This is a genomic window from Candidatus Culexarchaeum yellowstonense, assembly GCF_024707025.1.
Lineage (GTDB): Archaea > Thermoproteota > Methanomethylicia > Culexarchaeales > Culexarchaeaceae > Culexarchaeum.
In genome coordinates this window covers 12581-39095 of the sequence record NZ_JANGFQ010000002.1, presented here as the reverse complement: position 1 = coordinate 39095, position 26515 = coordinate 12581, and the positions used below count along the sequence as shown (strand labels likewise).

General features: G+C 36.5%; 34 protein-coding genes. 33 read left to right on the top strand and 1 reads right to left on the bottom strand.

Annotation, left to right across the window (positions count from 1 at the left end; all coding sequences use genetic code 11):
- Window position 1: 1 nt before the first annotated feature.
- From mvk to MRT15_RS00835, 27 genes are all read left to right on the top strand, one after another.
- Complete coding sequence (gene mvk, locus MRT15_RS00965) at window positions 2-988, top strand: mevalonate kinase (protein ID WP_304327053.1); 987 nt, start codon at window positions 2-4, stop codon at window positions 986-988.
- Complete coding sequence (locus tag MRT15_RS00960; RefSeq protein WP_304327051.1) at window positions 972-1808, top strand: isopentenyl phosphate kinase; 837 nt, start codon at window positions 972-974, stop codon at window positions 1806-1808. Before mvk ends, MRT15_RS00960 begins: the two co-directional genes overlap by 17 nt.
- Window positions 1809-1867: 59 nt before the next feature.
- On the top strand, window positions 1868-2968 hold the full coding sequence (gene fni, locus MRT15_RS00955) for a type 2 isopentenyl-diphosphate Delta-isomerase (RefSeq protein ID WP_304327049.1): 1101 nt from the start codon (window positions 1868-1870) through the stop codon (window positions 2966-2968).
- 35 nt (window positions 2969-3003) lie between these two features.
- Window positions 3004-4011, top strand: a complete 1008-nt coding sequence (locus MRT15_RS00950; protein ID WP_304327047.1) for a polyprenyl synthetase family protein — start codon at window positions 3004-3006, stop codon at window positions 4009-4011.
- A gap of 3 nt (window positions 4012-4014) precedes the next feature.
- Window positions 4015-4527: a DUF2118 domain-containing protein gene (locus MRT15_RS00945; RefSeq protein ID WP_304327046.1), complete on the top strand. Its 513-nt coding sequence runs from the start codon at window positions 4015-4017 to the stop codon at window positions 4525-4527.
- Complete coding sequence (locus MRT15_RS00940; RefSeq protein WP_304327044.1) at window positions 4511-6274, top strand: glutamate--tRNA ligase; 1764 nt, start codon at window positions 4511-4513, stop codon at window positions 6272-6274. The genes MRT15_RS00945 and MRT15_RS00940 overlap by 17 nt, the downstream gene beginning before the upstream one ends.
- A gap of 74 nt (window positions 6275-6348) precedes the next feature.
- Window positions 6349-6756 (top strand): 50S ribosomal protein L7Ae, encoded by a 408-nt coding sequence (gene rpl7ae, locus MRT15_RS00935; protein ID WP_304327043.1) that lies wholly within the window; start codon window positions 6349-6351, stop codon window positions 6754-6756.
- A gap of 39 nt (window positions 6757-6795) precedes the next feature.
- Window positions 6796-7014 carry a 30S ribosomal protein S28e gene (locus MRT15_RS00930; protein WP_304327041.1) on the top strand — a complete coding sequence of 73 codons (219 nt, stop codon included), beginning with the start codon at window positions 6796-6798 and terminating at the stop codon, window positions 7012-7014.
- Window positions 7015-7026: 12 nt separating this feature from the next.
- Window positions 7027-7209 carry a 50S ribosomal protein L24e gene (locus tag MRT15_RS00925; protein WP_304327039.1) on the top strand — a complete coding sequence of 61 codons (183 nt, stop codon included), beginning with the start codon at window positions 7027-7029 and terminating at the stop codon, window positions 7207-7209.
- A gap of 69 nt (window positions 7210-7278) precedes the next feature.
- Complete coding sequence (gene ndk, locus MRT15_RS00920) at window positions 7279-7701, top strand: nucleoside-diphosphate kinase (protein WP_304327037.1); 423 nt, start codon at window positions 7279-7281, stop codon at window positions 7699-7701.
- 81 nt (window positions 7702-7782) lie between these two features.
- Complete coding sequence (gene infB, locus MRT15_RS00915) at window positions 7783-9567, top strand: translation initiation factor IF-2 (RefSeq protein WP_369684924.1); 1785 nt, start codon at window positions 7783-7785, stop codon at window positions 9565-9567.
- A 2-nt stretch (window positions 9568-9569) separates the two neighbouring features.
- Window positions 9570-9935 (top strand): 30S ribosomal protein S6e, encoded by a 366-nt coding sequence (locus MRT15_RS00910; protein ID WP_304327033.1) that lies wholly within the window; start codon window positions 9570-9572, stop codon window positions 9933-9935.
- Window positions 9913-11184 carry a translation initiation factor IF-2 subunit gamma gene (locus tag MRT15_RS00905; RefSeq protein ID WP_304327186.1) on the top strand — a complete coding sequence of 424 codons (1272 nt, stop codon included), beginning with the start codon at window positions 9913-9915 and terminating at the stop codon, window positions 11182-11184. Before MRT15_RS00910 ends, MRT15_RS00905 begins: the two co-directional genes overlap by 23 nt.
- A 10-nt stretch (window positions 11185-11194) precedes the next feature.
- Window positions 11195-11608, top strand: coding sequence for a PIN domain-containing protein (locus tag MRT15_RS00900; protein WP_304327031.1), 414 nt, complete (start codon window positions 11195-11197; stop codon window positions 11606-11608).
- Between the two features lie 69 nt (window positions 11609-11677).
- Window positions 11678-12238, top strand: coding sequence for a DNA-directed RNA polymerase (locus MRT15_RS00895; protein WP_304327030.1), 561 nt, complete (start codon window positions 11678-11680; stop codon window positions 12236-12238).
- Window positions 12239-12254: 16 nt separating this feature from the next.
- Window positions 12255-12443, top strand: a complete 189-nt coding sequence (gene spt4 / locus MRT15_RS00890) for a transcription elongation factor subunit Spt4 (protein ID WP_369684930.1) — start codon at window positions 12255-12257, stop codon at window positions 12441-12443.
- Window positions 12424-12978 (top strand): GTP-dependent dephospho-CoA kinase family protein, encoded by a 555-nt coding sequence (locus tag MRT15_RS00885; RefSeq protein ID WP_304327026.1) that lies wholly within the window; start codon window positions 12424-12426, stop codon window positions 12976-12978. Before spt4 ends, MRT15_RS00885 begins: the two co-directional genes overlap by 20 nt.
- A 68-nt stretch (window positions 12979-13046) precedes the next feature.
- On the top strand, window positions 13047-13343 hold the full coding sequence (locus MRT15_RS00880) for a 30S ribosomal protein S24e (protein ID WP_304327024.1): 297 nt from the start codon (window positions 13047-13049) through the stop codon (window positions 13341-13343).
- 33 nt (window positions 13344-13376) lie between these two features.
- Window positions 13377-14390: a KEOPS complex N(6)-L-threonylcarbamoyladenine synthase Kae1 gene (kae1, locus tag MRT15_RS00875; protein ID WP_304327022.1), complete on the top strand. Its 1014-nt coding sequence runs from the start codon at window positions 13377-13379 to the stop codon at window positions 14388-14390.
- Window positions 14365-15024: a KEOPS complex kinase/ATPase Bud32 gene (locus tag MRT15_RS00870; RefSeq protein ID WP_304327020.1), complete on the top strand. Its 660-nt coding sequence runs from the start codon at window positions 14365-14367 to the stop codon at window positions 15022-15024. The genes kae1 and MRT15_RS00870 overlap by 26 nt, the downstream gene beginning before the upstream one ends.
- Window positions 14975-15568, top strand: coding sequence for an XTP/dITP diphosphatase (locus MRT15_RS00865; protein ID WP_304327018.1), 594 nt, complete (start codon window positions 14975-14977; stop codon window positions 15566-15568). The genes MRT15_RS00870 and MRT15_RS00865 overlap by 50 nt, the downstream gene beginning before the upstream one ends.
- 27 nt (window positions 15569-15595) lie before the next feature.
- Window positions 15596-16048, top strand: a complete 453-nt coding sequence (locus MRT15_RS00860) for a 30S ribosomal protein S15 (protein WP_304327016.1) — start codon at window positions 15596-15598, stop codon at window positions 16046-16048.
- A gap of 31 nt (window positions 16049-16079) precedes the next feature.
- A complete protein-coding gene (locus MRT15_RS00855; RefSeq protein ID WP_304327014.1) occupies window positions 16080-17537 on the top strand; it encodes a DHH family phosphoesterase in 1458 nt (485 codons plus the stop codon).
- Window positions 17530-17784 carry a KEOPS complex subunit Pcc1 gene (locus MRT15_RS00850; RefSeq protein WP_304327012.1) on the top strand — a complete coding sequence of 85 codons (255 nt, stop codon included), beginning with the start codon at window positions 17530-17532 and terminating at the stop codon, window positions 17782-17784. Before MRT15_RS00855 ends, MRT15_RS00850 begins: the two co-directional genes overlap by 8 nt.
- Window positions 17785-17825: 41 nt before the next feature.
- A complete protein-coding gene (locus MRT15_RS00845) occupies window positions 17826-18452 on the top strand; it encodes a 30S ribosomal protein S3ae (protein ID WP_304327010.1) in 627 nt (208 codons plus the stop codon).
- 50 nt (window positions 18453-18502) lie between these two features.
- Window positions 18503-20089, top strand: coding sequence for a radical SAM protein (locus MRT15_RS00840; protein ID WP_304327009.1), 1587 nt, complete (start codon window positions 18503-18505; stop codon window positions 20087-20089).
- Window positions 20090-20181: 92 nt separating this feature from the next.
- Entirely contained in the window at window positions 20182-20532 is a 351-nt protein-coding gene (locus tag MRT15_RS00835; RefSeq protein WP_304327007.1) for a DUF2095 family protein, read from the top strand.
- Window positions 20533-20534: 2 nt separating this feature from the next.
- Here the strand turns inward: MRT15_RS00835 and MRT15_RS00830 are convergent, their stop codons facing one another.
- Window positions 20535-21728 carry a redox-regulated ATPase YchF gene (locus tag MRT15_RS00830; RefSeq protein WP_304327184.1) on the bottom strand — a complete coding sequence of 398 codons (1194 nt, stop codon included), beginning with the start codon at window positions 21726-21728 and terminating at the stop codon, window positions 20535-20537.
- Between the two features lie 126 nt (window positions 21729-21854).
- On the opposite strand from MRT15_RS00830, the gene MRT15_RS00825 reads away from it, so the two are divergent.
- The 6 genes from MRT15_RS00825 to MRT15_RS00800 all read left to right on the top strand — a co-directional run bounded on the left by MRT15_RS00825 (window position 21855) and on the right by MRT15_RS00800 (window position 26385).
- Entirely contained in the window at window positions 21855-23192 is a 1338-nt protein-coding gene (locus MRT15_RS00825) for an FAD-dependent oxidoreductase (RefSeq protein ID WP_304327005.1), read from the top strand.
- A gap of 20 nt (window positions 23193-23212) precedes the next feature.
- The gene (locus MRT15_RS00820) at window positions 23213-24145 is read left to right on the top strand and encodes a D-2-hydroxyacid dehydrogenase (protein ID WP_304327003.1); all 933 of its coding nucleotides are present in this window, start codon (window positions 23213-23215) and stop codon (window positions 24143-24145) included.
- A gap of 62 nt (window positions 24146-24207) precedes the next feature.
- On the top strand, window positions 24208-24780 hold the full coding sequence (locus MRT15_RS00815) for a 50S ribosomal protein L15e (protein WP_304327001.1): 573 nt from the start codon (window positions 24208-24210) through the stop codon (window positions 24778-24780).
- 54 nt (window positions 24781-24834) lie between these two features.
- Window positions 24835-25293, top strand: coding sequence for an RNA-binding domain-containing protein (locus tag MRT15_RS00810; protein WP_304326999.1), 459 nt, complete (start codon window positions 24835-24837; stop codon window positions 25291-25293).
- A 2-nt stretch (window positions 25294-25295) separates the two neighbouring features.
- Window positions 25296-26054, top strand: coding sequence for an RNase P subunit p30 family protein (locus tag MRT15_RS00805; RefSeq protein WP_304326997.1), 759 nt, complete (start codon window positions 25296-25298; stop codon window positions 26052-26054).
- Window positions 26026-26385: an Rpp14/Pop5 family protein gene (locus tag MRT15_RS00800; protein ID WP_304326995.1), complete on the top strand. Its 360-nt coding sequence runs from the start codon at window positions 26026-26028 to the stop codon at window positions 26383-26385. The genes MRT15_RS00805 and MRT15_RS00800 overlap by 29 nt, the downstream gene beginning before the upstream one ends.
- Window positions 26386-26515: the final 130 nt, after the last annotated feature.

Sequence of the window (26515 nt, the reverse complement as noted above, 5' to 3'; positions counted from 1 at the left end):
TATGGTAGTAGCATCAGCACCAGCTAAAGTAATACTTTTTGGAGAACACTTTGTTGTTGAAGATAAATTTGCTATAGCTGCTGCTATAAACTTGAGAGCAAAGGTTTTCGCTGATTTTAACGATTCAAACTTTATTTCGATCTCATCCGATATTAATTCTCCAAATACCATTAAAATCCCAATAAATATGATAATTAGTGGTGATATCCATGGATATAGTCCTTCCATCACACCATTGCTTCTAATTCTACATGAATTTTCATTCAAGCACCATCTTCTTGATCGTGGTGTAGATATCAGTATCAAAAGTGAAATCCCAATGGGTGCTGGTTTAGGATCTTCAGCTGCTGTCTTCGTAGCTTTTTCAGCGGCTATATTGAAACTTTACAACGTAAAATTTAATCTATATGATGTAATTGAACTTGCATCTAAAGGTGAGAGTCTTGCTCATGGAAAGCCTAGTGGCATAGATGCCACAATTTCAGCATTTGGAGGGATACTCCTATATAGGCGCTCCCAAGGGTTTAATCGATTAAACGTAAAGTTTAATGCACCCATAATATTGGGGATAACCCCTGAACATAGATCCACAGCTGACATGGTTAATAAGGTATTAAAGTTGAAGTATAAGTATCCTTCCATTTTCAATTTAATTTACGATGCAAATGATAAGATAGTTGAAGAAGCTATTAATGCATTAATTTCCAGTGACATTAACAGATTAGGTGAACTCTTGAATATCTCACATGGATTACTATCCTCTCTCGGAATTTCAACTTTAAATTTAGAAAGATTAATTTATGCAGCAAGAAATGCTGGCGCATATGGTGCTAAGGTAACTGGTGCTGGTGGAGGTGGAGCCATAATTGCTATATCAAATGAGTCTACAGTATCTTCCATATTAAAAGCCATTAATGATAATGGTGGGAAAGCTATAATTTCTTATATCTCAGATTATGGGGTGAATGTAGATGAATGCAGTAATTAATAAAAAAATGGTGGTAATCAAACTTGGGGGAAGTGTGGTAACGCAAAAAAGTGGATATGAAACTGCGAATGTTAATGTTTTACGAAGAATAGCGCATGAACTTGCCGGGATAATGGATGAATTCTCCTTTATAATAGTACATGGTGGAGGATCCTTCGGCCATCCTCATGCATATAAGTATAAGCTTAATGAAGGATTTAAAGACGTCAGCCAATTGCTTGGCGTTTTTGAAACCCATTATGCAATGTTGCGTCTTAATGAAATAGTAATCAACGAATTTTCCAATGCAGGTTTCATTCCTTTTCCATTTCAACCTTCATCCATGATAACGACTAGGAAGGGTGAAATCTTTACTTCAAATCTTCATTCAATTAAAAAGGCCATTAAACTTGGGTTCACCCCCATTCTTTATGGTGATGTGGTATTTGATGATGAGTATGGCTTCTGTATTCTGTCAGGTGACAAAATATGTTCATATCTAGCTATAAAGTTTAATGCCTTTAAAGTTGTATTTTCTTGCGATGTTGATGGGATATATACGTCTGATCCTAAGCGTGATCCTAATGCTAAATTAATTGAAATACTAACTCTAAATGATCTTTCAAAGCTTATTAGAAGCTGGAATTCCAACAGTGCATATGGGATTGACGTCACTGGGGGCATGAAAAACAAATTGTTGGAGGCTGAAAGGATTTGTTCATCTGGAATTGAAGTTTGCATTGTAAATGCACTGGTACCTGGAAGAATTGTTCAAGCAATAGTTAATGCCAATTTCTATGGAAGCAGAATTGTTCCAAATAATTCCCAATTTAAAATGTGAAGGATTGAAAGCGTTACCTATTTAACCCCCACATTAATATCTACTTTGGTGAAATTGCAATGATTGAAAGGAGAAAGACTGACCACATTGAAATATGCTATTCGTATGATGTTGAATTTAAAAATGTAAAAACGTTGTTTGAGGATGTCACTCTTATCCATGATCCATCTCCACAAATTAATTTAGATGATATAGACTTGACAGTAAATTTTTTGGGACATAAACTAAGCGCCCCCATAATAATCTCAGCTATGACTGGAGGGAGCGAAAAATCCCATAAAATTAATTCAATAATAGCCTCAGTAGTGGAAAAATTGGGTATTGGCATGGGTGTAGGTAGCCAAAGAATAGCTATTGAAAAACCTGATTTATCATACACATTCTCTGTGGTACGCGAAGTCGCCCCAAGTGCTTTCATAATTGGAAATTTGGGTTCAGCTCAGCTATGTTTAGGCTATGGTCTTGATGAAGCGAGGAAAGCGGTCGATATGATAAATGCTGATGCACTTGCAATACATTTTAACCCTCTTCAAGAAGCTGTTCAACATGAGGGGGAACCATTCTACTCTAACGTACTTGAAAAAGTTAAATCCCTCTCACTATTCTTAGGTGTACCATTGATAGCTAAGGAAACGGGATCCGGTTTTTCAATGGAAGCTGCTTTAAAAATATGTAATGCAGGTTTTTCAGCTATAGATGTTGCTGGGGCTGGTGGGACTAGTTGGGCTGCCGTTGAATATTATAGATCAATAAGTATGGGTGATGAAGATAGTGCACATTTAGCATATTCTTTTTGGGATTGGGGAATACCCACAGCTGCAAGTTTATGTGAAGTTAAGTCTGTGACTGATATACCCATAATTGCAAGTGGTGGTATAAGGTCTGGAATCGATGCAGCCAAAGCTCTGGCTTTAGGTGCAAATTGTGTTGGATTAGCATTACCCATAATTAAATTGGTTTTGGAGAGGGGTTTTGATGGAGTGTACAATTTCATTAAAAATTTTATTAATGAACTGAAGATTGCAATGTTTCTCGTTAACGCTAGACATGTTGAGGATTTAAGGAAATCTCCCATAGTAATTACTGGTAGGTTGTATGAATGGTTACATTCAAGAGGGATTTTATCTGAAATCTATGTTAAGAGATGTGGAAATCTTTAATTATTCAAAGTTTCACTCTTTTAAGATGATTTATTATGGGTCTGCAGGATAGTATCACCAGTTTCCAAAAGTTATTTGCTATAAGTCTTGAGCGTTTTCTCCCAGACAATTTGGAGCCTAAAGATCTTTATTCTGCATCTAAACATCTATTGAAGTCTGGTGGTAAACGGCTTAGGCCATTCCTAGTTTATCAGTCTTGTAAGCTTATTGGGGGTGATGTGGAAGCAATTATGCCTGCTGCTGTTTCAATTGAGCTCATACATAACTTCACATTAATACACGATGATATAATGGATAGAGATGAATTTAGACGTGGCGTACCAACAGTTCATGTACTATGGGGAGTCCCGATGGCTATTCTTGCTGGTGATGTCTTATTCTCAAAAGCCTTTGAAATATTCTTTCATTGCTTTTCATTTAGACATATAGATCGTGAAAGGATATTGGAATCCATGCGTAGACTGGCTAATGCTGTTACGGTTATTGCTGAAGGACAAGCGTTAGACATGAGTTTTGAAGGGAAACTATTTGATATGTCTATTACCGAGCTGGATTATCTTAACATGATTTACAAGAAGACTGCAGTGCTAATTAAAACTGCTTGTGAAATTGGAGGTTTATTGGGTATGGGTAGCCTAGAATCCGTGAATGCACTATCCAAGTATGGGGAGAACATAGGAATGGCTTTCCAAATGAGGGATGATATTTTAGGTGTGATCGGTGATGAAAAAGTTTTGGGTAAGCCAGTTGGCAGCGATGTCAGGGAGGGTAAATGCACATTAGTTCTTTTACATGCAGCGAGAAATTGTGATGATAATCAAAGGAGAACGTTAAAGAAATACTATGGTAAAAGAGATTTAAGTAATATTGAGCTAAACGAAGTAATAAATATTTTAAAAGAGACAGGCTCTCTTGATTACGTTTCTTCACTTGCTGAGAAATATGTTTTATCAGCTAAGGAGGCTTTGAAAATATTTCCCAAAGGGGAGGATAGAGATATATTAATGGAGCTGGCTGATTACATACTAGCTAGAGGTTATTAAAAATTGAATAAGCTTATTATTCCCAGAATTTTCATCAAAATGAGTAATCATAATCTTGATGTAGATAAGAATATTCTGGTACTAGAAGGGAATAAAGTGTATATTAGAAAATCACTTAACCAACTTAATTTAAATTCAGAGTTTCCGAATAATGTTTATGTTGAGGAGATTTATGACGATGCATATAAATATTTTTTAAATATCGAACAAAGTGTGATATGTAAGGATGTATGTACAGTCATTGATGGGAAAGCTCTATTCTTGAATGTTGGCGATCATGTCGTGTTGAGGGAGTTTACAGGGAAAAATGTTGTGCCAATGGTTTCTGTTGGAGAGAATGTTAATAAATCTACACGTCTAGTTGCAATTTTTACTGGTAAACGGGAAGTCCGTTACGGTCTCTCTCAAGCAGATGGTGTTGTTTTCTATTTTACACAAATAGAGTATAAGCCTCAAAAATATCTATTTGTAATATCTCAAAATGTGGTGGTGAGAGAAATTGTTGGAGATAGATGAATTCATTGAGTCAATAATTTTCAAATATGCTCTTTTAAATGCATATAAGCATGATGGGAAAGCGCAAGTTAATGCTGTTTTATCAAAAATATTTAGTGAGCTACCGCAGTATAGATCACTTGCTAAAACTCTGTTACCCCACGTTGAAAGAATAGTAAACGAAGTTAACAGTATGACGATCGAGCTTCAAAAAAAGCTTCTGGAAGAGCGATGGCCAGGGTTAATCAAGGAAAGTAAAGCTGTTGAAGAGGAAAAGAAGCTCCCACCTCTACCAAATGCTGATAAGGTACCCATTGTTAAAACGAGATTTGCTCCAAATCCAGATGCGCCACTACATCTTGGTAGTGCAAGGCCAATAATATTGTCTTATGAGTATGCAAAAATGTATAATGGTAAATTTATATTAAGATTTGAAGATACAGATCCAAAGACTAAACGTCCAGTATTGGAATTTTACGACATGATCAAGGATGATATAGTTTGGTTGGGTGCTAAATGGGATGAACTATACATTCAATCAGATAGAATGGATATATATTATGATCTTGCACGTAAACTGATGGAGATGGGATATGCATATGTCTGTACATGTCCAGCTGAAGTTTTTAAGAAGTATAAGACTAGTTCTAAGGAATGCCCCTGTAGATCTAGAAGTGTTGAGGAAAACATTGAGTTATGGGAGAAGATGATCAATCATTCATTTAAGGAGGGTGATGCTGTAGTTAGGATAAAAACCGATATGTCGCATCCAAATCCTTCTGTTAGAGATTGGGTTGCATTTAGAATAATTGATGTTAAGCAATGGCCTCATCCGAGAACTGGTGACAAGTATTGTGTGTGGCCTACTTACAATTTTGCTTGCGCAATTGATGACCATCTTATGGGTGTTACGCATATTCTTAGGGGCAGAGAACATGAAGTAAATACCATAAAGCAAAAATATATCTTCAATTACTTTGGATGGGTATATCCAGAAGCCATACATTTTGGACGGATGAAGCTAAGCGGGTGGGTTTTAAGTAAATCTAAGATTGCTGAGGGCATTAAGCGTGGGATTTACAAATCTTGGGATGACCCAAGACTTGGAACTCTTGCTGCACTACGAAGACGTGGTTTTAGACCAGAAGCTATAAGGGAAATTATATTTAGTGTAGGCATAAAATCTACATCCGCATCCATATCGCTAGAAAATCTATACTCAATAAATAGACGCATCTTAGAACCTGTAGCTAATAGATTCTTTTTCATAGCATCACCGCAGTTTAAATTAAATGTTCATGGCGTTTTATCTAAAATTGAAGCGAAGATACCATTACATCCAAATTATATTGAACGTGGTTATAGAATATTATCAGTGACTCCCGTGAATAATACGATAACCGTTTATATTCAGGCATCCGATGCTCACTCTATGAAGATTGATGAAACATATAGGTTAATGGGTCTCCTCAACTTTAAAGTGACCAATATAGATTACACTTCTAATATGGTGGACAGCGTATTTCTAGGGGTTGAAACTTTAAAGTTTAAAGGTGAGCAGAAAATAATACATTGGTTGCCTCTGGAGGGAAATGCAAATGCAACAATAGTAATGCCTGATGCAAGTGAAACTAAAGGTTTATGCGATTATCAATGTTTAAATCTAAAGATTGGTGAAGTCATACAATTTATGCGTTTCGGTTTCGTAAGAGTAGATAGCATTAATAAGGATAGTGCAGAGTTAACCTTTTACTATACTCATCCATAAATTTGCAGTAAAAAGATTTAAAAATGAGTTCCTTTATTCTATTTTAGATGATTCAATGAAATGGGTGTGAGATGATGTCAAAAGCAAAATCAAAACCATTTTACGTGAGATTTGAAGTTCCACCAGAACTCGCAGAAAGGGGATATGAAGCCCTTAAAATAGCTAGGGATACTGGAAAAATAAAGAAGGGGACTAATGAAACAACTAAAGCTGTTGAAAGGGGGCTAGCAAAACTGGTTTTAATCGCAGAAGATGTGGACCCTCCAGAGGTTGTTGCACACTTACCACTACTCTGTGAAGAACGTAAAATACCATACCTATATGTTCCAAGTAAAGCTAAGCTTGGTCAATCTGCTGGAATAGATATAGCAGCAGCATCAGCTTGTATAATAGATGCTGGTGGAGCAGCTAAATTAGTTGAAGAAATAATAGCTGAAGTTAATAAAATAAAGGTTGGAAGCACCGCAGAAAAGAAAGGTTAAAATGCCACCTTTTAAATTCCTTTCTTAAGGGTGTTTATTTTGAGTAGCTCTTCAACGGACGCAACGCCTGCGGAGGTCATACAAATTATTGGTAGAACCGGTGTTACTGGCGAAGTAATTCAAGTAAGAGTGAGAGTTTTGGAAGGGAAGGATAAGGGGAGAGTTATCACTAGGAATGTTAAGGGGCCTGTGAGATTAGGGGACATACTAATGTTACGTGAAACAGAAAGGGAGGCACGTAAACTTACTCCACGTTAGGTTGTGATATAAATGAGCGCAACTAGACGTTGTAGCTTTTGTGGTAAGAACGTCCCTAGGGGGGAGGGCATCTTATACGTTAAATCTGATGGGTCAGTATTATTCTTTTGTTCAAGTAAATGTAGGAAGAACATGCTATATCTCTCTAGGAAACCTGCCGATGTTAAATGGGTTACTAAATCAAATAACAGGTGAATCTGTTGCAAAATAATAAAGGTCATTTTAGGTAATTATTAATTCAGCAATCTTCATGGGGGATAGGCTTTGAGTGAAAGAACTTTAATTTTAATAAAACCCGATGGTGTGCTCAGAGGGTTAATTGGGGAAATCATAAGTAGAATCGAGCGTAGAGGTCTAAAGATTATTGGCATTAAGATGGTAAAGTTATCTAGGGAAAAAGCCGAAGAACTATATTGTATGCACCGCAATAAGCCTTTCTTTGAAGATCTAATATCGCACATAACTTCTGGTCCTATTGTTGCCATAGTGGTTGAGGGAAGTAATGCTATAATTAAAGTTAGGAATATGATTGGAGCGACGTCACCACAAAATGCTTTACCTGGAACTATTAGGGGGGATTATGGTTTGGATGTTACGCGTAATGTTGTACACGCATCGGATAGCGCTGAGAATAGTGAAAGAGAAATAAACTTATTTTTCAAAGATCATGAATTGATATCATATTAGTAAACAACTAAATTTATTAAAAATTGCTATTAAGAAAGATTTTTAACCTTTATTCATTATTTCCTTCTTTTGGTTAAAGGTGTGTTCGATTTGTCTAATCCTAGAATTAGGCAACCAATAGTTTGTGTACTTGGACATGTAGATGCTGGCAAAACTTCATTATTAGATAAGATTAGGGGTACTGCAGTAGCTTTGAAAGAACCTGGAACTATGACTCAACATATTGGGGCAAGTTTTATACCACAATCAGCATTAAAGAAGATTTGTGGAGAGCTTCTAAGTGCAATGCGTATTGAATTGGATTTCCCTGGTTTACTTTTCATAGATACTCCTGGTCATGAGATATTCGTGAATTTGAGGCGTAGAGGAGGGTCCATTGCTGATATTGCAGTGCTTGTTGTTGATATTACAAAAGGATTTCAAAATCAAACTTATGAGGCTATTGAAATTTTGAAGTCTAGGAAAACTTCTTTTGTAGTAGCTGCAAACAAGGTTGATAAAATACCTGGATGGAAACCATCTCCTGACTCACCAATACTTTTTAGTATCAAGAAGCAGAGTGCCTCAGTTATTAGAGCATTGGAAGATCTTCAACAAAAGATTATTTTCGAACTTTATCGACTTGGCTTTAATGCAGATAGGTTTGATAAAATTAGGGATTTTTCTAAGACTATCCCCGTAGTCCCCACAAGTGCCAAAACCGGTGAAGGTATCCCTGAGCTTTTAATGATCCTTGTGGGCTTATCGCAGCGATTTATGCGTGAACGTCTTAGGTTTGTTCAAGGTCCTGCTAAAGGTGTTGTTCTTGAGGTCCGTGAGGAACGTGGTTTAGGTTTAAGTCTTGATACTATAATCTACGATGGCATAATTAGGCGTGGAGACATGATCGTTGTTGGTGGTTTGGAAAAACCCTTAGTTAGTAGGGTAAGAGCATTATTATTGCCTAAACCGCTAGATGAAATGCGTTCCCCGGAGGATAAGTTTATTGAGGTAGATGAAGTTTCCGCCGCTGCTGGTGTAAAAATAATAGCGCCAGACATAGAGGGGGCTGTTGCCGGTGCGCCATTATTTGTCGTTGAAGATCCATCAAAATTGGAGAACATAGTATCACTTGTTAGAGAAGAGGTTTCTTCGATAAAGTTTTCTAGAGATGTTAATGGGGTGATATTAAAAGCCGATACTCTTGGCTCCTTGGAAGCTTTAACAAGTTACTTAGAAAACCTTAAGATTCCCGTTAAAATTGCCGATATAGGACCCGTTTCTAAAAGGGATGTTGTTGAAGCATCTATAGTAAGTCAATCTGATCCATATAGGGGGGTTATATTGGCGTTTAATGTAAAGGTTCTACCCGAAGCTGAATTGGAAGCTGCAAGATTGAAGGTTAGAATTTTCCAAAATATCATAATATACAGGTTAGTGGAGGAATATGTTAATTGGTTCACGCAAATGGTTTCCATGGAAAGAGAAAAGAAGTTTGAATCCCTCGTTTTCCCAGGTAAAATTAGAATAATTCCTGGATGTGTATTTAGAAGAAGTGAACCTATAATAGTCGGAGTAGACATCATTGCTGGTAAAATTATGCCAGGATATATATTAATTAAAGATGACGGTAAGGTAGTTGGTGAAATTCTACAAATTCAAGATAAAGGTAAAGTTTTGAAAGAAGCTACTAAAGGTATGCAAGTTGCAATTTCTATAAAGAGTAATATGATGGTGGGAAGACATATAAATGAGAATGACATTCTTTATGTAAATGTCCCCTCGGAACATATTGGGGTGTTCCTCAAAGAGTTTACTGATAAACTTTCAGAGGAGGAGATAAATTTGTTAAAGGATATATCAAAAATTAAAAGAGGTGAGAGGTAGTTATGGTGAAGTTTAATTTAGTTGTAAGTGACCCAAAAAAAGGTATTGCGAAATCATTTGAGGTTGATGAACCATTATCTCTCTCCTTAATTGGCATGAAGATCGGAGATATCATTGATGGTTCCATAATAAATCTTCCCAATGTAAAATTGAAGATTACTGGCGGCAGCGATTTTGCAGGCTTTCCCATGATACCATACCTACCTGGAGGAAAAAAATACAGGGTTTTAATGTCTCACCCACCAGGATTTAGACCCAAGGAGGATGGACTTAGAAAGCGTAAAACGGTTAGAGGTAACACCATTACATCAGATATTGTTCAAATAAATACCGTGATTGTTGAAGGTGATTTACCTGCAGACAAATAACTCATCCACAGATTACTTTGAGTATAAACAACCTGAATGTAATATTGGCACTACTGGTCATGTGGATCATGGTAAGACAACCCTCGTTCAGGCATTAACTGGAGTTTGGACTGCAAGACATAGTGAGGAACTGAAGAGGGGTTTAACTTTAAAGTTGGGTTATGCAGATGCAACAATAAGGAAATGCCCAAAATGTCCTCCTCCACAATGCTACACTACAAAACCTAAATGTCCAATATGTGGCTCAGATACCATAATCTTAAGGAGGGTTTCCTTTGTAGACTGCCCAGGGCATGAAATGCTTATGGCAACTATGCTTGCTGGTGCTACATTGATGGATGGAGCTTTGATGGTTATTGATGCTACACAACCATGCCCACAACCCCAAACACGTGAACATCTAATAGCACTTGAAATAATTGGAGTGAAGAACATAGTTATAGTTCAGAATAAAGTTGAAATAGCTACACGTGAAGATTTATTTAAAAATTATAATGAAATTTTAAGATTCATCAAAGGAACAATAGCTGAAAATGCCCCAATAATACCCGTATCCGCCTTACATGGAATTAACATAGATGTATTACTCGAAGCAATTGAAGAATACATTCCAACTCCAGTTCGAGATGAATCAAAGCCTGCAAGGATGTTTGTTGCAAGATCCTTTGATGTAAATAAACCTGGAACTGATTTCGATAAGCTATCTGGCGGAGTTATTGGAGGATCTATAGTTCAAGGGAAATTGTCTATTGGTGATGAAATTGAAATAAGCCCTGGATTAATCATTGAACATAATGGTAAAATTGAGAATAGACCCTTATATACACGCATAGTTAGCCTAAAGAGTGGTGAAACGCCCGTCAAGGTGGCTAGACCTGGAGGTCTTGTTGGTGTTGGAACTACACTGGATCCCTCATTGACAAAAGCAGATGCTCTTGTTGGAAACGTTTTAGGTTCGCCAGGAACTCTCCCACCAGTGTGGTATGAATTTTCATTTGAACCTCACTTGTTAGAATGGGTTGTTGGGTTGAAAGAGCCTCAAAAAGTTGAACCGTTAAAAATTAAAGAGCAATTAATGATAAACTCCGGAACTGCCACAACCCTTGGTACAGTTACTTCAATTTCAAGGGGATACGTATACGTTTCATTGAGGAGGCCAATATGTGCAGAAGTTAATTCTAGGATTGCCATAAGTCGGAGGATAGGTGGAAGATGGAGACTAATAGGATATGGGTTTATTAAAGGTTAGGTGAATTTTATTGAGTAAAAGGGGACTTATTGTAGTGTTGGATACAAGTATCTTGATGCTGGCTGCTGAGCATAGAATAGACCTATTTGGGGAGATAAGTAGACTTATTCCAATGGCGCATAAGTGTGTTATTCTAACTTCTGTGTATAACGAATTAAATAATATGATTAACTCAAAATCTGGCAAAGAAAAACTATTAGCTAGAGTTGCATTAAAAATTGCTGGTAACTGTGAAGTGGTGAATTTTGAGGATAATAAGATTGCTGATGATTCTATTTTAGAATTTGCTAAAGGAAACGTTGGAAAGGTTATTGTGGCAACAAATGATGCTGAGTTAAGACGCAAATTGAGAATGCTAAGTATCCCTGTAATATACGTAAGAGATTTTAATCACTTAGAAATGGATGGTGAGGTCTATTGGTGAGAGGGGGGAATTATTATTTTAAATTAAAAATTATTAAAAGTAAATTACGTTTAATAGGGTGATTATATTATGTACTACATTGTCAAGGTTAAGGATGTTATTAGAATTCCGCCACAATACTTTAATGAACCTATAGAAAAAGTTGCATTAGAGCTATTACGTAATAAATATGAAGGATTAGTGGATACGGAACTGGGAATCATAATTGCAATATTGAATGCTGATGTTTCCCCCATTGGTCGAATAATTCATGGTGATGGGTCTAGCTATCATGATGTTACCTTTGACGCTTTGGTATTTCTACCCGTTATTCAAGAGGTTGTTGAAGGTGAAGTTGTTGAAGTTACTGATTTCGGTATATTCATTAGGTTGGGACCTGTGGATGGCTTAGTGCACGTTTCACAAGTTATGGATGATTACATAGTCTATGATAAAAGGAGAGGTGCCTTGCAAGGTAAAGAAACTAATAGAATTGTGAAAAAGGGGGATATTGTTAGAGCGAGAATAGTTACCGTGAGTTTATCTCCTAAGAGTGTGAAGATTGGTTTAACTATGAGACAACCATTTCTTGGAGTTTTATCATGGATTGAAGAGGATATTAAAAAATTGAGTGAGAAGAGGGAGAAATGAATTGCCTAGGAAAGGGTTGCCATTTAAAGCTTGTAGAAATTGTCATTATCTTGTTAATGAAGATGCTGTTAAATGCCCTATTTGTAACTCTAAAGATTTTTCTGATGAATGGAGTGGAATGGTGATAATTTTAGACGTTAATAGTGAAACTGCAAAGCTTTTGAATAAAAAAGAGCCTGGTCGTTATGCCATCGAAGTTCATTGAGCAACCCATTACAATAAATAAACTAGTTTTGGATAGAACTTATGAGGACAAGTTTAAACAGCCTTACGGTGTACTTATTGAAGGGAGCTTTGAAGACGTATTCCAAAAATTGACCAGTCTTATAAATGAATTTAAACCTAAGTTAATGATTACTGTTGGGGATTATGTCACTAAATTTTTCATAACTCGTAATATCCCTATAGATGTTGCAATAGTAGATTTTTATGTTGAGCGTAGAAGTTTTCAATACGATCCAACTCCATATTTTAAGAATATTTTCAAAATAGTTAACCCCCCTGGAACTATACTTGCAAGTTCTTGGCTAACAATTCAATATGTTATTTCAATAGAAGAACCTTCACTTATACTCGTAGATGGAGAAGAAGATCTACTCGCATTGCCCTGCGTCCTCTGTGCACCGTTAAACTCAGCGGTATTTTTTGGAGTACCTAAACGTGGCCTTATGTTTGTTCCAATAAATCTTGAAGCTAAGAGTTATGCATTTAAATTGTTAAAATTCTTTATTCCAGGATGAGAAGACAACAAATTTAATTTACCTGCAATTATTTTATTTATTCTTGTAGTGGTGTGGTGTATTCAAGGATGGAGATCGAGGTCATTAATAAAAGGGAAAATAAGCTTCTGAATAGGATAGAGCTAGATGTTGTGATTAAGCATGTGTACTCTGGTACTCCAAGTAGGATGAGTGTTCGAGAAGCTATTGCTTCAAAATTTAATGTCGCATTGGATAATGTGTATGTGATAAAGCTTTTCTCAGAGTATGGTATTCCAGTAAGTAGGGGGCATATACATATATATAACTCAAAGGATTATGCGCTTCAAATAGAGCCTGAATATATAATCAGGAGAAATACTGGTTCTACTCAGCAAAATGCGTGAATGGTACTATCTAGTTGATGGTGGATTAATAAAATGCTCATCTTAGGGATAGAATGCACCGCTCATACCTTTGGCTGTGGGATCGCTAATTCTAATGGTGAAATACTTGCAAATGTGAACTCTGAATACATTCCCGTAAGTGGTGGTATACATCCAAGGGAAGCTGCCCGTCATCATGCATCCGTTGCTGCATCAGTAATACGTGATGCTTTGAGAAATGCGGGGAAAAGTATTAGTGAAATAGATGGTTTTGCGGTGTCTCTTGGTCCCGGTTTAGGGCCGTGCTTAAGAGTTGGGGCAACAGTTGCAAGAGCTTTATCATTATATTATAAAAAACCTTTGATACCAGTAAATCATTGTGTAGCGCACATAGAGATTGCGAGATTAACATGTAAAGTTGATGACCCCCTCGTTGTTTACGTATCTGGTGGAAACACCATAATTTCCGCCTTCTCAGATGGTAAGTATAGGGTTTTTGGTGAAACTCTTGATATAGCATTGGGTAACTGTTTAGATACATTTGCAAGGTATGTTGGATTACCCCATCCCGGGGGTCCCCATGTAGAAAGGTTGGCTTCGAAGGGTTCAAATTACATCAACTTGCCTTATGTCGTTAAAGGGCAGGATATGTCCTTTTCTGGATTACTTACAATGGCAATTAGAAAGTTTAAGGATGGTGCTGTACTTGAGGATTTATGTTTCAGTCTTCAAGAAACCGCCTTTTCTATGGTGTGCGAAGTTACTGAACGTGCATTGGTTCATACAGGTAAAAATGCAATCCTCTTAACTGGGGGTGTAGCAGCTAATAAGCGATTGAGAGTCATGATGGAATCCATAGCTAGAGAGCATGGCGTAGTTTTTAAGGCTGTTCCAATGGAGTATGCAAGGGATAATGGTGCCATGATAGCGTGGACTGGAGTATTATCACTTATGCATAATGTCACAATAACTGTAGATGATAGTTTTATTCGCCCAAGGTGGAGGCTTGACGCGGTTGATATCCCTTGGAGGATGAGTGCACATGAAATTAATAAAGAAGGGTGCTGAGGCAGAGTTATACTTAATAGACTGGTTTGGTTATAAAGCTGTGAAAAAGGTGCGTATCTCAAAAAATTATAGGATACGATCACTAGACATGTTTCTACGAAATTACAGAACCTTGAATGAGGCTAAAATGTTAATAAATGTCAAAAGGATTAATGTACCTGTCCCCGCAGTTTTTGATGTCGATTTGGAGGAGTTTTCAATAATTATGGAATTTATTGATGGAAAGTTATTAAAGGATTTGATCCCGCAATTAGATGATAAACAGTTAGATGAAATTTTTACAAATCTTGGATGTATTGTTGGCAGACTTCATGAAAATGGGTTTTTTCATGGAGATTTAACTACATCAAACGTCATTCTTGTTGATAAAAACATTTTCTTAATAGATTTTGGTTTAGGCGGGTCTTCCCAAGAAATAGAATCCTTTGGGGTTGACGTCCATTTAATGTTGAGAGCCTTGGAGAGTACCCATCACGAAATATCTAAAAAATGTTTTGAATGCTTTAAGAATGGATATAGTAGTACGTTTGATAAAAGTAAGGAGGTATTTGACAAAGTCTTAGAGATAAGGAGGAGGGGTCGATATGTCGTTGAGAGAAGAGTTAAAGCAGACATCGATTCTCTTCATATCTAAAAATAAGAATAAATTCATAGAAGCATCCCATATTCTCAGCTCTTTTAATATAAAATTGGAGTGGGCTCCATTCTCTAAACTGGAAATACAATCTTCTTCATTATCTGACATCGCTTTATTTGCAGCTAGAAACGCTTTTGAGAGCATAAAAAAGCCGTTAATCGTTGAAGATGATGGATTATTCATAAAAGCTCTAAACGGTTTTCCGGGGCCGTTCTCTTCATACATATACAGTACTATTGGTCTTAATGGAATACTTAGGCTAATGGAGGGTGTTGATGATAGGGAATGCTTCTTTGAGTCTGCAGTGGCTTTTTGTAATCAAAATATAAGCAAGGTTTTTGTGGGCAGAGTTTATGGTGAAATTTCTAGAGTCATTAGAGGGTCATGTGGTTTCGGTTTTGATCCAATATTCATACCTAAAGGTGAAAATTTGACATTTGCAGAAATGCCATTAAACTATAAGTGCTCCATAAGTCATAGAGCTGTCGCTCTGAAGGATTTTGCAAGATGGTTTCTAAAAAATTTTAAATACTATTTGTAACATTTCCTTACGTGTTGGGGATGTAAGTTGAAGAGAAGTAAGGAGAAGGGTAAGTCTCATTCAACAAGGCCTGCTGGGATGGAGGCTCCTAAATGGGTTAACTATAAACCAGAAGATGTTGAAAATTTAGTGGTAAACTTAGCTAGAAGAGGGTTTTCACCATCCATGATCGGTATAATTTTACGTGATCAGTACGGTATACCATTAGTTAAAGCAATATGTGGCAAGACAGTTACTGAAATATTACGTGAAAACAATTTGTTACCAAGCATTCCTGAAGATTTGAGCAATTTAATTAAGAGGGCTGAGAAAGTTAAGAGGCATCTTGAAGAGCATCCAAAGGATAAGTCCAGTAGACGTGGACTTCAACTTATTGAGTCAAAGATATGGCGACTTATAAAATATTATAAGGCTAAAGGTATGCTTCCAAAAGATTGGAAATATGAATTTAGTGGGCTTAAAACAGTAAAACTTAGATAACACGTGCAGATTTAATTAATTTGATTATAAAATGTCATTTGATGATATAGTTCCACATGAGTTCATTGAACATATAAACAATGTTGCGAGTAGAATCGTTGAGTGGGCTAAAGAGGGCATTTTATTTAATGTATATACTCACTTGGATGCTGATGGTTTAGCAGCTGGTGGAATATTTGCATCTATACTTAAGGATCTTGGAGCCCCATTTAAAGTTAAAATTCTCAATCAATTAACTGATGACATTATTTCTCAAATGGGTTCTCATGAAAATTGTATTGTGGTTCTCCTGGATTTTGGAAGTGGTCAAAGAGATCTATTAGAGAGATCACTAAAAGTCCCTTGTTTGATAATTGATCATCATCAACCCAGATTTTCACTACACAATGATGATAACATAACTGAAATTAATCCTCATCACTTCGGTATTGATGGTTCTACGCAAGTAAGTTCTTCAGGCTTATCATATCTAGTGGCTAGGACGGTAAGTGAAAAGAATGTTGTTCATTCAACAACAGCTATTGTGGGTGCTCTTGGTGATAGACAAGATTGCGGTGATAAAGCTAGTTTGATTGGCTTAAATAAAATTTTTGTTGAAGAAGCAATTAATAATAAACTTTTAAATGTAAAGATCGGCTTGAAACTTTTCGGTTTTGAGTCAAGACCTATAGTTAAAAGTTTAGAGTACACCATTGACCCATTTATTCCAGGTTTAAGTGGGGATTTTGATGCTTGCATGAATTTCTTGAAAAGTATTGGTATCCCTCCAGTTGATGAGAATGGTAATTTTCGAAGCGTATCAGATTTGTCCAGCGATGAATTACGCAAATTAATCATTGAGATAGTTAAGTACATGTTGAATCATGGCATCACCAGTGATGTTGCTGAAGGGATGATCGGGACAAATTATATCTTGATTAAAGAGGCTCCAGATTCATGTTTAAGGGATGCTAGAGAATTTTCATCTGTTTTAAATGCTTGTGGTAGGATGGGAAACCCAAGCTATGGTATTGCCTTGTGTATGGGGATTAGGGGGGTGATTGTACAGAGAGCTTTTGAAGTTGCAAGTAAGTATCGTAAGGAGATTTCAAGGATGTTAAGCTGGTTCCAAAATAACAGAGATAAACTTAAAACCCTCCAATACGTACAATACATACATCTTGAAAATAACGTTGATGAAAGATTATTGAGCACATTTGCTTCCATTCTTTCCTCTTCGAGAACAGTGTCTATGGATAAGCCTCTTGTGTGCTTTGCCTTCACGAAGAGTGGTAAAATTAAGGTTTCTTGTAGAGCTGATAGAAATTTGATTAAAAGAGGGATTAATCTTGGCTTAGCTTCAAAAATCGCAGCAGAAAGTGTTGGGGGTATTGGTGGGGGTCATGATGTAGCTTCTGGAGCTGAGATTCCATTAAATTCTGAAGGAGCATTTTTAAAAGTTTTTGATGATATTATTGGTAAACAGATTTCAGGTGCATCCTATGAATAAGGGGGTTTTAAGAATTTACTTGAATGATTCAATGCTTCTGAAATCTATACTTGATGCTTTAACTCCCGATAATAAAATTCTCCCAAAGGGTATGAGTATTTCATCAACGTTGGATGATGGATGTCTAACATTAACTGTGGTATGTGAGGATGGTATAGGTTCTCTACTTAATACATTAGATGAATTGATTGAAAGCGTTAATATGTGTATTTTAAGCATAAAGGGTTTACAACAAACATATAAGTAAGTTCTTGCTATTGATGTAACGAACTAGTTAGGGTGAATCATTTGGCTTCGAGAGTTCGTGATAAATGGCGTATGAAGAAAGCCTACAAAGTACTTGCCTCTACAGCTTTTGGGTCAAGTGAGATTGGTGTGACATTGGCTGATGATGAATCAAAATTGTATAATAGGGTTGTTGAAACTTCTTTGAGCGACTTAATTGGAGACTTCTCATTTCTCCACATAAAGTTGTATTTTCAAATAGTTGAAGTGTCCGATTCCACGTGTAAAACCATATTTAAGGGTCATGAACTTTCACGGGATTATATTCGTAGCTTAATACGTAGAGGAACAACTTTGGTTGATGGAATTTTTAATGTCACAACGAAGGATGGTTACACTTTAAGGGTTACCGTTGTAGCAATAACTAGGCATAGAGCAAAAACTTCTCAAGCTAAGCTTATCAGGAAAATCAGTAAGGAGATATTGACGTCGAAAGCTGCTGAGCTGAACTTTGACGAATTTGTTCAACAAATGGTTTTAGGGAAAATAGCATCAGACATATATAATTCTGCAAAGAAGATTTATCCTCTAAAAAAGGTTGAAGTAAGTAAAAGTAAGTTGATTTCTAAACCTGTTGCGGAGCAAGCTGAATTGGCAGCGCCTCAATCTTCAATGCAACAAAAATCTTAGTGGCCGCGTTAACTATTTTTGGTTTGTCCACATATCTTTAAAAGGCATTTATGAATCTAGTAGAGTATAATGTAGTTAAAAAGGATTGGAGAAATATTCCAATAAAATTTGCTCTATTTTATCCAAACGTATATAGAGTTGGCATGTCATGTTTAGCAATTCACCTATTATATGAGCTTATGAATTCCCGTAATGATGTGTTATGTGAAAGATTCTTCTTGGATCCAAATCTGCCTTTAGCATCCATTGAATCGAAACGATATTTGAAATCATTTAACATCGTCGGTTTCTCATTACAATATGAATTAGATTATGTGAATTTTATAAAAGCATTATTGGAATCCGGTATACCTCCACTATCAAAGGATCGTGGTGAAGGTGACCCTATAATATGCCTAGGGGGTCCTGCCATTACGTCGAATCCTGAACCTTTAGCTAGTTTTGCGGATATTATATTTATAGGTGAGGTTGAAGACACTTTAAATAAATTCTTAGATGTTGTTATTGAGTATGAAGGTAGGGGGAGAATTGAGCTACTTGAAAATGTATCCAAGATTCCAGGAATATATGTGCCATCATTGAATAATAGAGTTAGACGGGTTTGGGTTGAAGATTTAGATAATGCCCATCATGCATTGAAACAGATAATTCCAGCATGTTCATCTAACAGCCCATTTCACCCTGTTTTAGGGAAATCATTTTTGCTTGAAGTTTCCCGAGGCTGCGGGTTTGGTTGTAGATTCTGTCTTGAGGGTTACAATTATCTTCCCATGAGATTTAGATCTTTTGAAAATATACTTTCAATAGTGAATGAGGGGTTAAAATTTACACCAACAAATAATCTAATAATAATTGGTTCAGCAGCATTTGTTCATCCTCATTTCAAGGATATTTTAGAGTATCTATATAAGTGTGGGTTTAAATTCTCCATTCCATCTTTACGATTAGATTTTGTGGATGAAGATATTCTTAAACTCTTAAAGCTTGGTGGACAGAGAACGCCCGTATTTGCTCCTGAAACGGCTTCTCAGAGGCTGCTCAAAATAATTAATAAGAGATTTGATGAGGGGATATTGCTTGATGTAGCTAAGCTTGTTAGAAGCATAGGATTCAACAATATTAAGTTATACTTTATGATTGGATTGCCTGGTGAAAGCATTGAAGATGTAGAGTTGATTATTGATTCTCTACGTAAAATCGCGGATTCTGGTTTCAATTATCCAAAGAGTGTACGTGTATCCTTTTCATTTTTTGTACCTAAACCAAATACTCCATTTCAATGGTTTGGAATGGATTCTAAACAATCGTTAAAAAGGAAGGTTAAATTGATTAAGGATGCTTTGCATGGAGATAGACGTTTTGATATAAGATTTCCAAATTTAAGAGAGAGTATCATACAAGCATTTATTTCACGTTCAGGATCCAATATTGCTCCTATACTTCTTTTTGTTGCTAAAAATGGTGGTTCTCTCTCTTCTTGGCATGCTGCTGAAAAATCCTTTAAGTTCTCCCTCGAGGATATGGTTGTAAGTCAATTGGATTTCAAATACAATTTCCCATGGGATGGCATTGATATTGGGTATGACAAGATGCTGTTGATGAATGAGTATGGTAAAGCATTATCACTCATCAAGTAACATTGGTTCACATCAAGTCATTTTGCGAAGTAAACAACGTAAACATTTATTTACTCTTAAAATCTTGATAATATCTTGGAGAATGAAGAGAAATGGCTATGGATTGGGAAACCTTTAAAAAGAATTTCCCAAATTTGGCTAGGGAAATCGAGGAAAATATATGTTCCATGAAATTAGGATTTGAAAATTCTCCTAAAAGTGGAAGACATTATGTGCCGAAGTTTAGGGGCTACAATCCCAATGTAATCGATTTCATTAGAAGATGTGATACTGAGTTGCAAGCTCTTGAGATAGTGGATTATTTAGAGAAGCGTAATGAGTTGCCCCATGAGGAGGCTGAGAGAATTAGAGTTTTATTGAAGGAAAAGGGGGTTCGCTTTTTCGGATCTAAGAAGGAGTCAGGTTGGTATTTTAAGGAAGATCCTCACTTTTCAAGGAGATAATCTCACTTTCTAGCTTTTGTAGCAACTATTTTTATTATGTCATTCATTTTCAATAGCGTATTCTCTCCAATTTTATGTTTTGTTCTTACATCTATGGCGTAAAGGAATGTGTCTCCAAGCTCTTGATGTATCATGTATGCAAGTTCTTTTGCAGTAGACCCTTCTTTAATAAGTAGGGCATCAGGCAATACGTTTCCATGGTGATCTGACAGTTTATTCACATCTTCTACTGGATATACTACTATCATTTTTAATACATTGAATATAGCTGCGTTTATTGTTTCTTGAACACCTGTACCTTTCCATTTAACTAAAACTTTTTCCTCAATTATTTTTAGCGCTTTCCTTTGCTCTGAGGTCATTTTACTTTCATCTATTATTTCGAATTTTTCATCTCCTGGTAGATATCTAATAAATCCTTTTTCAGCAGCTCTTCTGAGCACAAGCTCTGCCTCGGCACTACATGGAATTATAATGTTACTATCTCCATATCTTTCCTTCAATTTTCTAAATCCATCTTCTGCCGCTGGGACGTCTATTTTATTTGCTGCTATTATGATTGGCTTATTCACTCTCCTTATTTCATAACAGAATTTAGTTATGTCTTCATCGCTCCATGAACCAAGTTTCTTTCTGGTTAAATCAACCTTTTCTAAAGTCTTTTCAACGTCTCTCCTGCTTATTTGAAGACCGCTTAGCCTCTCCGCTAGAATATCTTCTATGCTATCCTCCCTCCTCTTTATAATTCTTTGCCAATCTGAAGTTAGTATTTGCTTTATCCACATCACTATTTCTCTCTCTAGGAATTCTACATCTTTACATGGATCATGCGTTCCTGGAGGTACAATCCTCCCTTCCTCATCTGTTCCTCCTGATGCATCTACCACGTGTATTAATACTGATGCTTTCCTTAATTCGTCTAGAAACCTATTTCCTAACCCTCTACCTTTCCATGCATCTGGAACTAAGCCTGCAACGTCCATCATTTGTATTGGTATGAATCTGTTTCCATTTATGCATAGGGAGTTTTTTGGGTTATCTTTCACATTAAACTCTTTGCATACGCATTTTGTCCTTACGTATGCTATTCCAATATTTGGCTCTATTGTTGTGAATGGGTATGGGGCTATTTTTACTGGTACTAATGTTGCTGCTGCAAAGAATGTTGATTTACCTGTGTTCGGTTTCCCTACTATCCCGCAGAGTATTTTTCTCCCCCCATCTTTCTAATTATACTCCTCCTCTATATCTTTGGAGGTTAATCTTTTATCTTGATTTATAGTAGTGTATTCGAGCATATTTAAGTTAGTTGGTGGTGGGAGTTGAAGAGAATTGCGATTGTTGGTTTTGGTACGGCTGGTCTTAGGGCTGCATTATCAGCTAAATCTCAAGATTCAAGTGCATCTGTAACTGTGGTTTCTGAAGAGCCATATTTGACGTATTCACGTTGTGGTCTACCTTTTGTTATTGGTGGTCAAATTGAGAGTTTTGAAAAGCTGATAGTTACTTCTAGGAATATGCTCCTCAGATTAGGTGTAGAGCTCATGTTAGGCTTTAGAGCCGTTGATGCTATAGGTGATACTTTATATGTTGAAAAGATTGATGGTGGGGAGAGTAAACAAATAAAATTTGATTCATTGATAGTTGCAACTGGTTCACGGGCATATCTTCCTCCAATAAGAAACTTGAATATAAATAATGTCTTTACATTAAGAGGCATTGATGATGGTATTAAAATTGTTAATGCACTTGAGAAAGTTAGAAATTTTGTGGTTGTGGGTGCTGGTGCCATTGGTCTGGAATGTGCTGAGGCCTTTTTGAGGAGGGGTATCAAAGTCCATGTGGTCGAACTCACGCCAAAAGTTTTACCTAGCATTTTAGATGATGATATGGCTTCAATTCTTCATGAAAATATAGTTAAACATAACGTTACTTTGAAGTTGAGTGGAAGGGTTAGTGAAGTTCTAGGTTCTAATACTGTTGAGGGTGTTGTCGTTGATGATGAGGTCATTGATTGTGATGCTGTACTTATTTCCACTGGGGTTAAGGCCAACGTGGATTTTGCTAAGAAGATTGGTTTAGAGATAGGTTCTTACGCTATTAAGACTAATGAATTTCAGGAAACATCTAAAGCCGGTGTGTATTCCGCTGGGGATTGCGCTGAGACAAAACACTTGATAACATTAAAACCCTTTGCACCATATCTTGGTACAGTAGCTTATAGGCAGGGAAATGTTGCTGGGGCTAATGCTGCTGGTGGTTCTATGAGATTTAATGGAGCCTTAGGTTCAATGGTGCTGAAGATTTTTGATTATGAAGTTGGTGCCACCGGATTGAATGTCGAGCAAGCTGAAAGGGAGGGGATGAAAGTTATTGTGGGTAAAGCTAAATGGTATACCAAAGCGGAATATTATCCTTCACATGGCGATTTAACCGTTAAAGTTGTTTTCGACGCTAATAATGGTAGATTGATTGGAGGTCAGATCATTGGTGTTAGCGATGTGGCTCAAAGGATCAACTTATTATCAGCTTTAATTTCCATGGGAGCAACTGTTGATAATATCGTTAACTTGGACACATGTTATAGTCCGCCCGTTGCTGACGTTATTGAGCCTGTGGTCAGGGCTTCCGAAATAGCTTTAAAGAAGTTTAGAAGATAAATCTTTATTGGTGAAATTGTTTGAAGATATTGGTTGCAGATGAAATTTCCAGTGAAGGCATTGATGCTCTTAAGAAGGCTGGATTTGAGCTTGATTTGAGGTTTGATATAACATATGATGAATTGAAGAAGATAATACCCAATTATGAAGGGCTAATCGTACGTAGTAGGACGAAAGTTGATGGTGAGATTATAAAGGCAGGCGTTAATTTACGCTTTATAGGCCGTGCTGGGGTAGGTTTAGATAATATTGATGTAAAGGCGGCTGAAGCTAAAGGGGTAGTAGTTCTAAATACCCCTGAAATAGCTGCAACTTCAGTTTCAGAATTAGTTTTTGGGATGCTGTTATCATTGGTTAGGAAAATATCAGTGTGTGATAGACTTATGAAGATGGGTGAATGGCCTAAAAAATTTGCAATGGGGTTTGAATTGAAGGATAAAACCATTGGGATAATTGGCATTGGTAGAATTGGCAAAGAAGTTGCGAAGAAGGCTAAAGCATTTGGAATGAGGGTCATATATTATGATATAATTAGACTCAATCCTTCCGTTGAGAGAGAGTTAGGTGTTGAATATTTTGAGCTTGATGATTTATTGAAAAATTCAGATATAGTAACTTTGCATGTACCCTTAACCCCCCAAACCAAATACTTAATAAATGAGGATAAGTTTAAGCTTATGAAGAAGGGAGCGATAATTATCAATACGTCGAGAGGGGCTGTGATTGATAATAAAGCTTTGCTAAAGTATCTGAAGAATGGTCATCTTTACGGTGCTTGTTTAGATGTATTTGAAAATGAGCCTCCAAAGGAATCTTGGGAAAAGGAATTGATATCGCTTGAAAATGTTGTTGTAACTCCCCACATAGGTTCAATGACCGTTGAAGCTCAAAGGATGGCATCGATTTTGCTTGCAAATAAAATAATTGAAGCTTTTGGGGAGAAAAGTTTATAAAAGGATAAGGAGTCCTTATATGCGTAACTGAAATGGAGAGATATCCCGTGGGATGAGTATTCATGTATAGGCATATTTCGCTGCTGTGGAAAGATATTAAGAGGGGGGAATTCCCAGAGCTCGTCAGGGAGAGACTTATACAGTGGCGTAAAGGGCCTTCTGTTGTTAGAATCGAAAAACCAACAAGACTGGATAGGGCTAGGGCGCTCGGATATAAAGCTAAACAGGGGTTTGTGGTTGTTAGAGTTAGGGTGAGACGTGGAAGTATGAGCAAAATTAGACCTGATAGTGGAAGGCGCCCGAAAAGGATGGGTGTTCATGGACATACTGTCAAGAAGAGTTTGCAGTGGATTGCAGAGGAGAAGGCTGCTAGGAAATACCCGAATTTAGAGGTGCTTGCAAGTTATTGGGTTGGAGAGGATGGTAGATATAAATGGTTTGAAGTTATACTCGTTGATCCTCATCATCCCAGCATTATGAATGATCCAGATATTAACTGGATTTGTAATCCAAGTCAGCGTAGAAGAGTTTTTAGAGGTTTGACTCCTGCTGGTAGAAGGTCTAGAGGACTGTATGTTAAAGGTTCTAGGGCTGTGAAAAATAGGCCGAGCAGGTCTTCTGCATCAAAAAGTTAAATTGCAATAACATTTTATTATTAGTCTTTATCTATCAATTTATTGCATGTAATTATGTCAACTAAGGGTATTCCAGTAATTGAAATTTCAATGAACGCTTTTTGTCATGCTACCGAAGACTTAAATAAAGTTAAAACTGCAATGATGAATCTCATTCCTGAATCCATAAGATCTGGAGTAATATTTTCCGAGGACATTTTGGAGGGGTATTATGGTAATGTTATTGTTAATGTAAAATTACACTTTTCTGATAAGATTGCTGTGAAGGAGATAATCGAATATTTCTGTAAGAACATCAGTGATAACGATAAAAGACTACTTTATAGAACCCTTGATTATAGGTTGGATGAATCTTGTGTTCTGCATATAAGGTTTGATAAAGGTGCTGCATATAATGGTGTATTACGGTTAAATGATGGTAGTGAGGTGATAAAGGTGACTTTGAAATTCAATGTTAAAAAGAGACTTGTAAGAGATGCATGTATTGAAATTGGTTTAATTTCAGGTGAATGATTATGGGTAAACTTTTCTCTGATTTACATGTTTCCCCAGATGTGTCTAATGGGACATCATCTATATCTGAGATAATCAATATGGCTTCCACTCTTGGCTTCAGTTATATAGGTTTATCCATCTTTAATAGGCATAACGTTGATATGATTGGGGATTTCAAAAGGATGTTCAATGAGCATGGTATAGATATGGTTAGTAGGGTTGACCTTTTCCCCCAAAATGTGAATGATTTGAAGAGGGATCTCAGATTTTATAGGGGTAAGGTGGAGGTAATTTCTGTTTTTTGCAATAATATTCATGTGGCTAGATTTGCTGCTAGAGATAGCCGTGTGGATGTTTTAAACTTTTCATATTCAAATTGGAAATCAAATTTCTTTGATGTTTCAGAAGCTAAATTGGCTGCTAAAGGTAATTCTGTTTTGGAAATAAATATTGCTGATATACTTAGATGCTCTAACACTGGTGAGAGGATAAAAACTCTTAGAATTATGTCTGAGAATGTTAGATTGGCTCTTAGGTATGGCGTCCCCGTAATTGCTTCTTCGGGAGCTAAAAATGTTTTTGAAATGAGGGATCCTAGAGCCATAGCATCCGTAATAACGCTTTTAGGTGTTTCTGAATTTGATGCATTACAATTTGTTTCCAATAATCCATCAAATTTAATCGAAAGGAATAGGATGAAACTTAGTGGGGAAATGGTGTGTAAAGGTGTTCGATTATTGGGGAGGATTGATGAAAGTGGTGAAATTGAGAAGAAATAGGTATTTAATTTTTAGGATTATACGTAAAAGTGGGCGATCAATAGCTTTTTCAGATGTCTTAAATGCAATATTTTCTTCGCTTTCCTCATTATTTGGGGAGGTGGGTTCCAGTAAAATAAGCTTTAGTTTAATGAAATATTGTCCTGAGCTTGGAATTGGGATTTTACGTTGTGATCATTTAAGTGTTTCAAAAGTTAGAGCTGCTTTAGCTCTTATAAAAAGTATATCCGGTGATGACGTCATTTTCAGTGTGATAAAGATTTCTGGAACGTTTAAGAAGGCTGAGAAAATCCTTAATAATCTGTCTAAACAATTGATTACTGGGGTATGAAGAAGCCGTCCCAGACGTCTGACTTAATGGATGACGTTCTCGCGACGAACTGACCCCACAATAATAATTGAAATAGTAAAATTTATTGCTTAATTCCTACAATTTAGGTAACAAGATTAAAAGGTGAGAT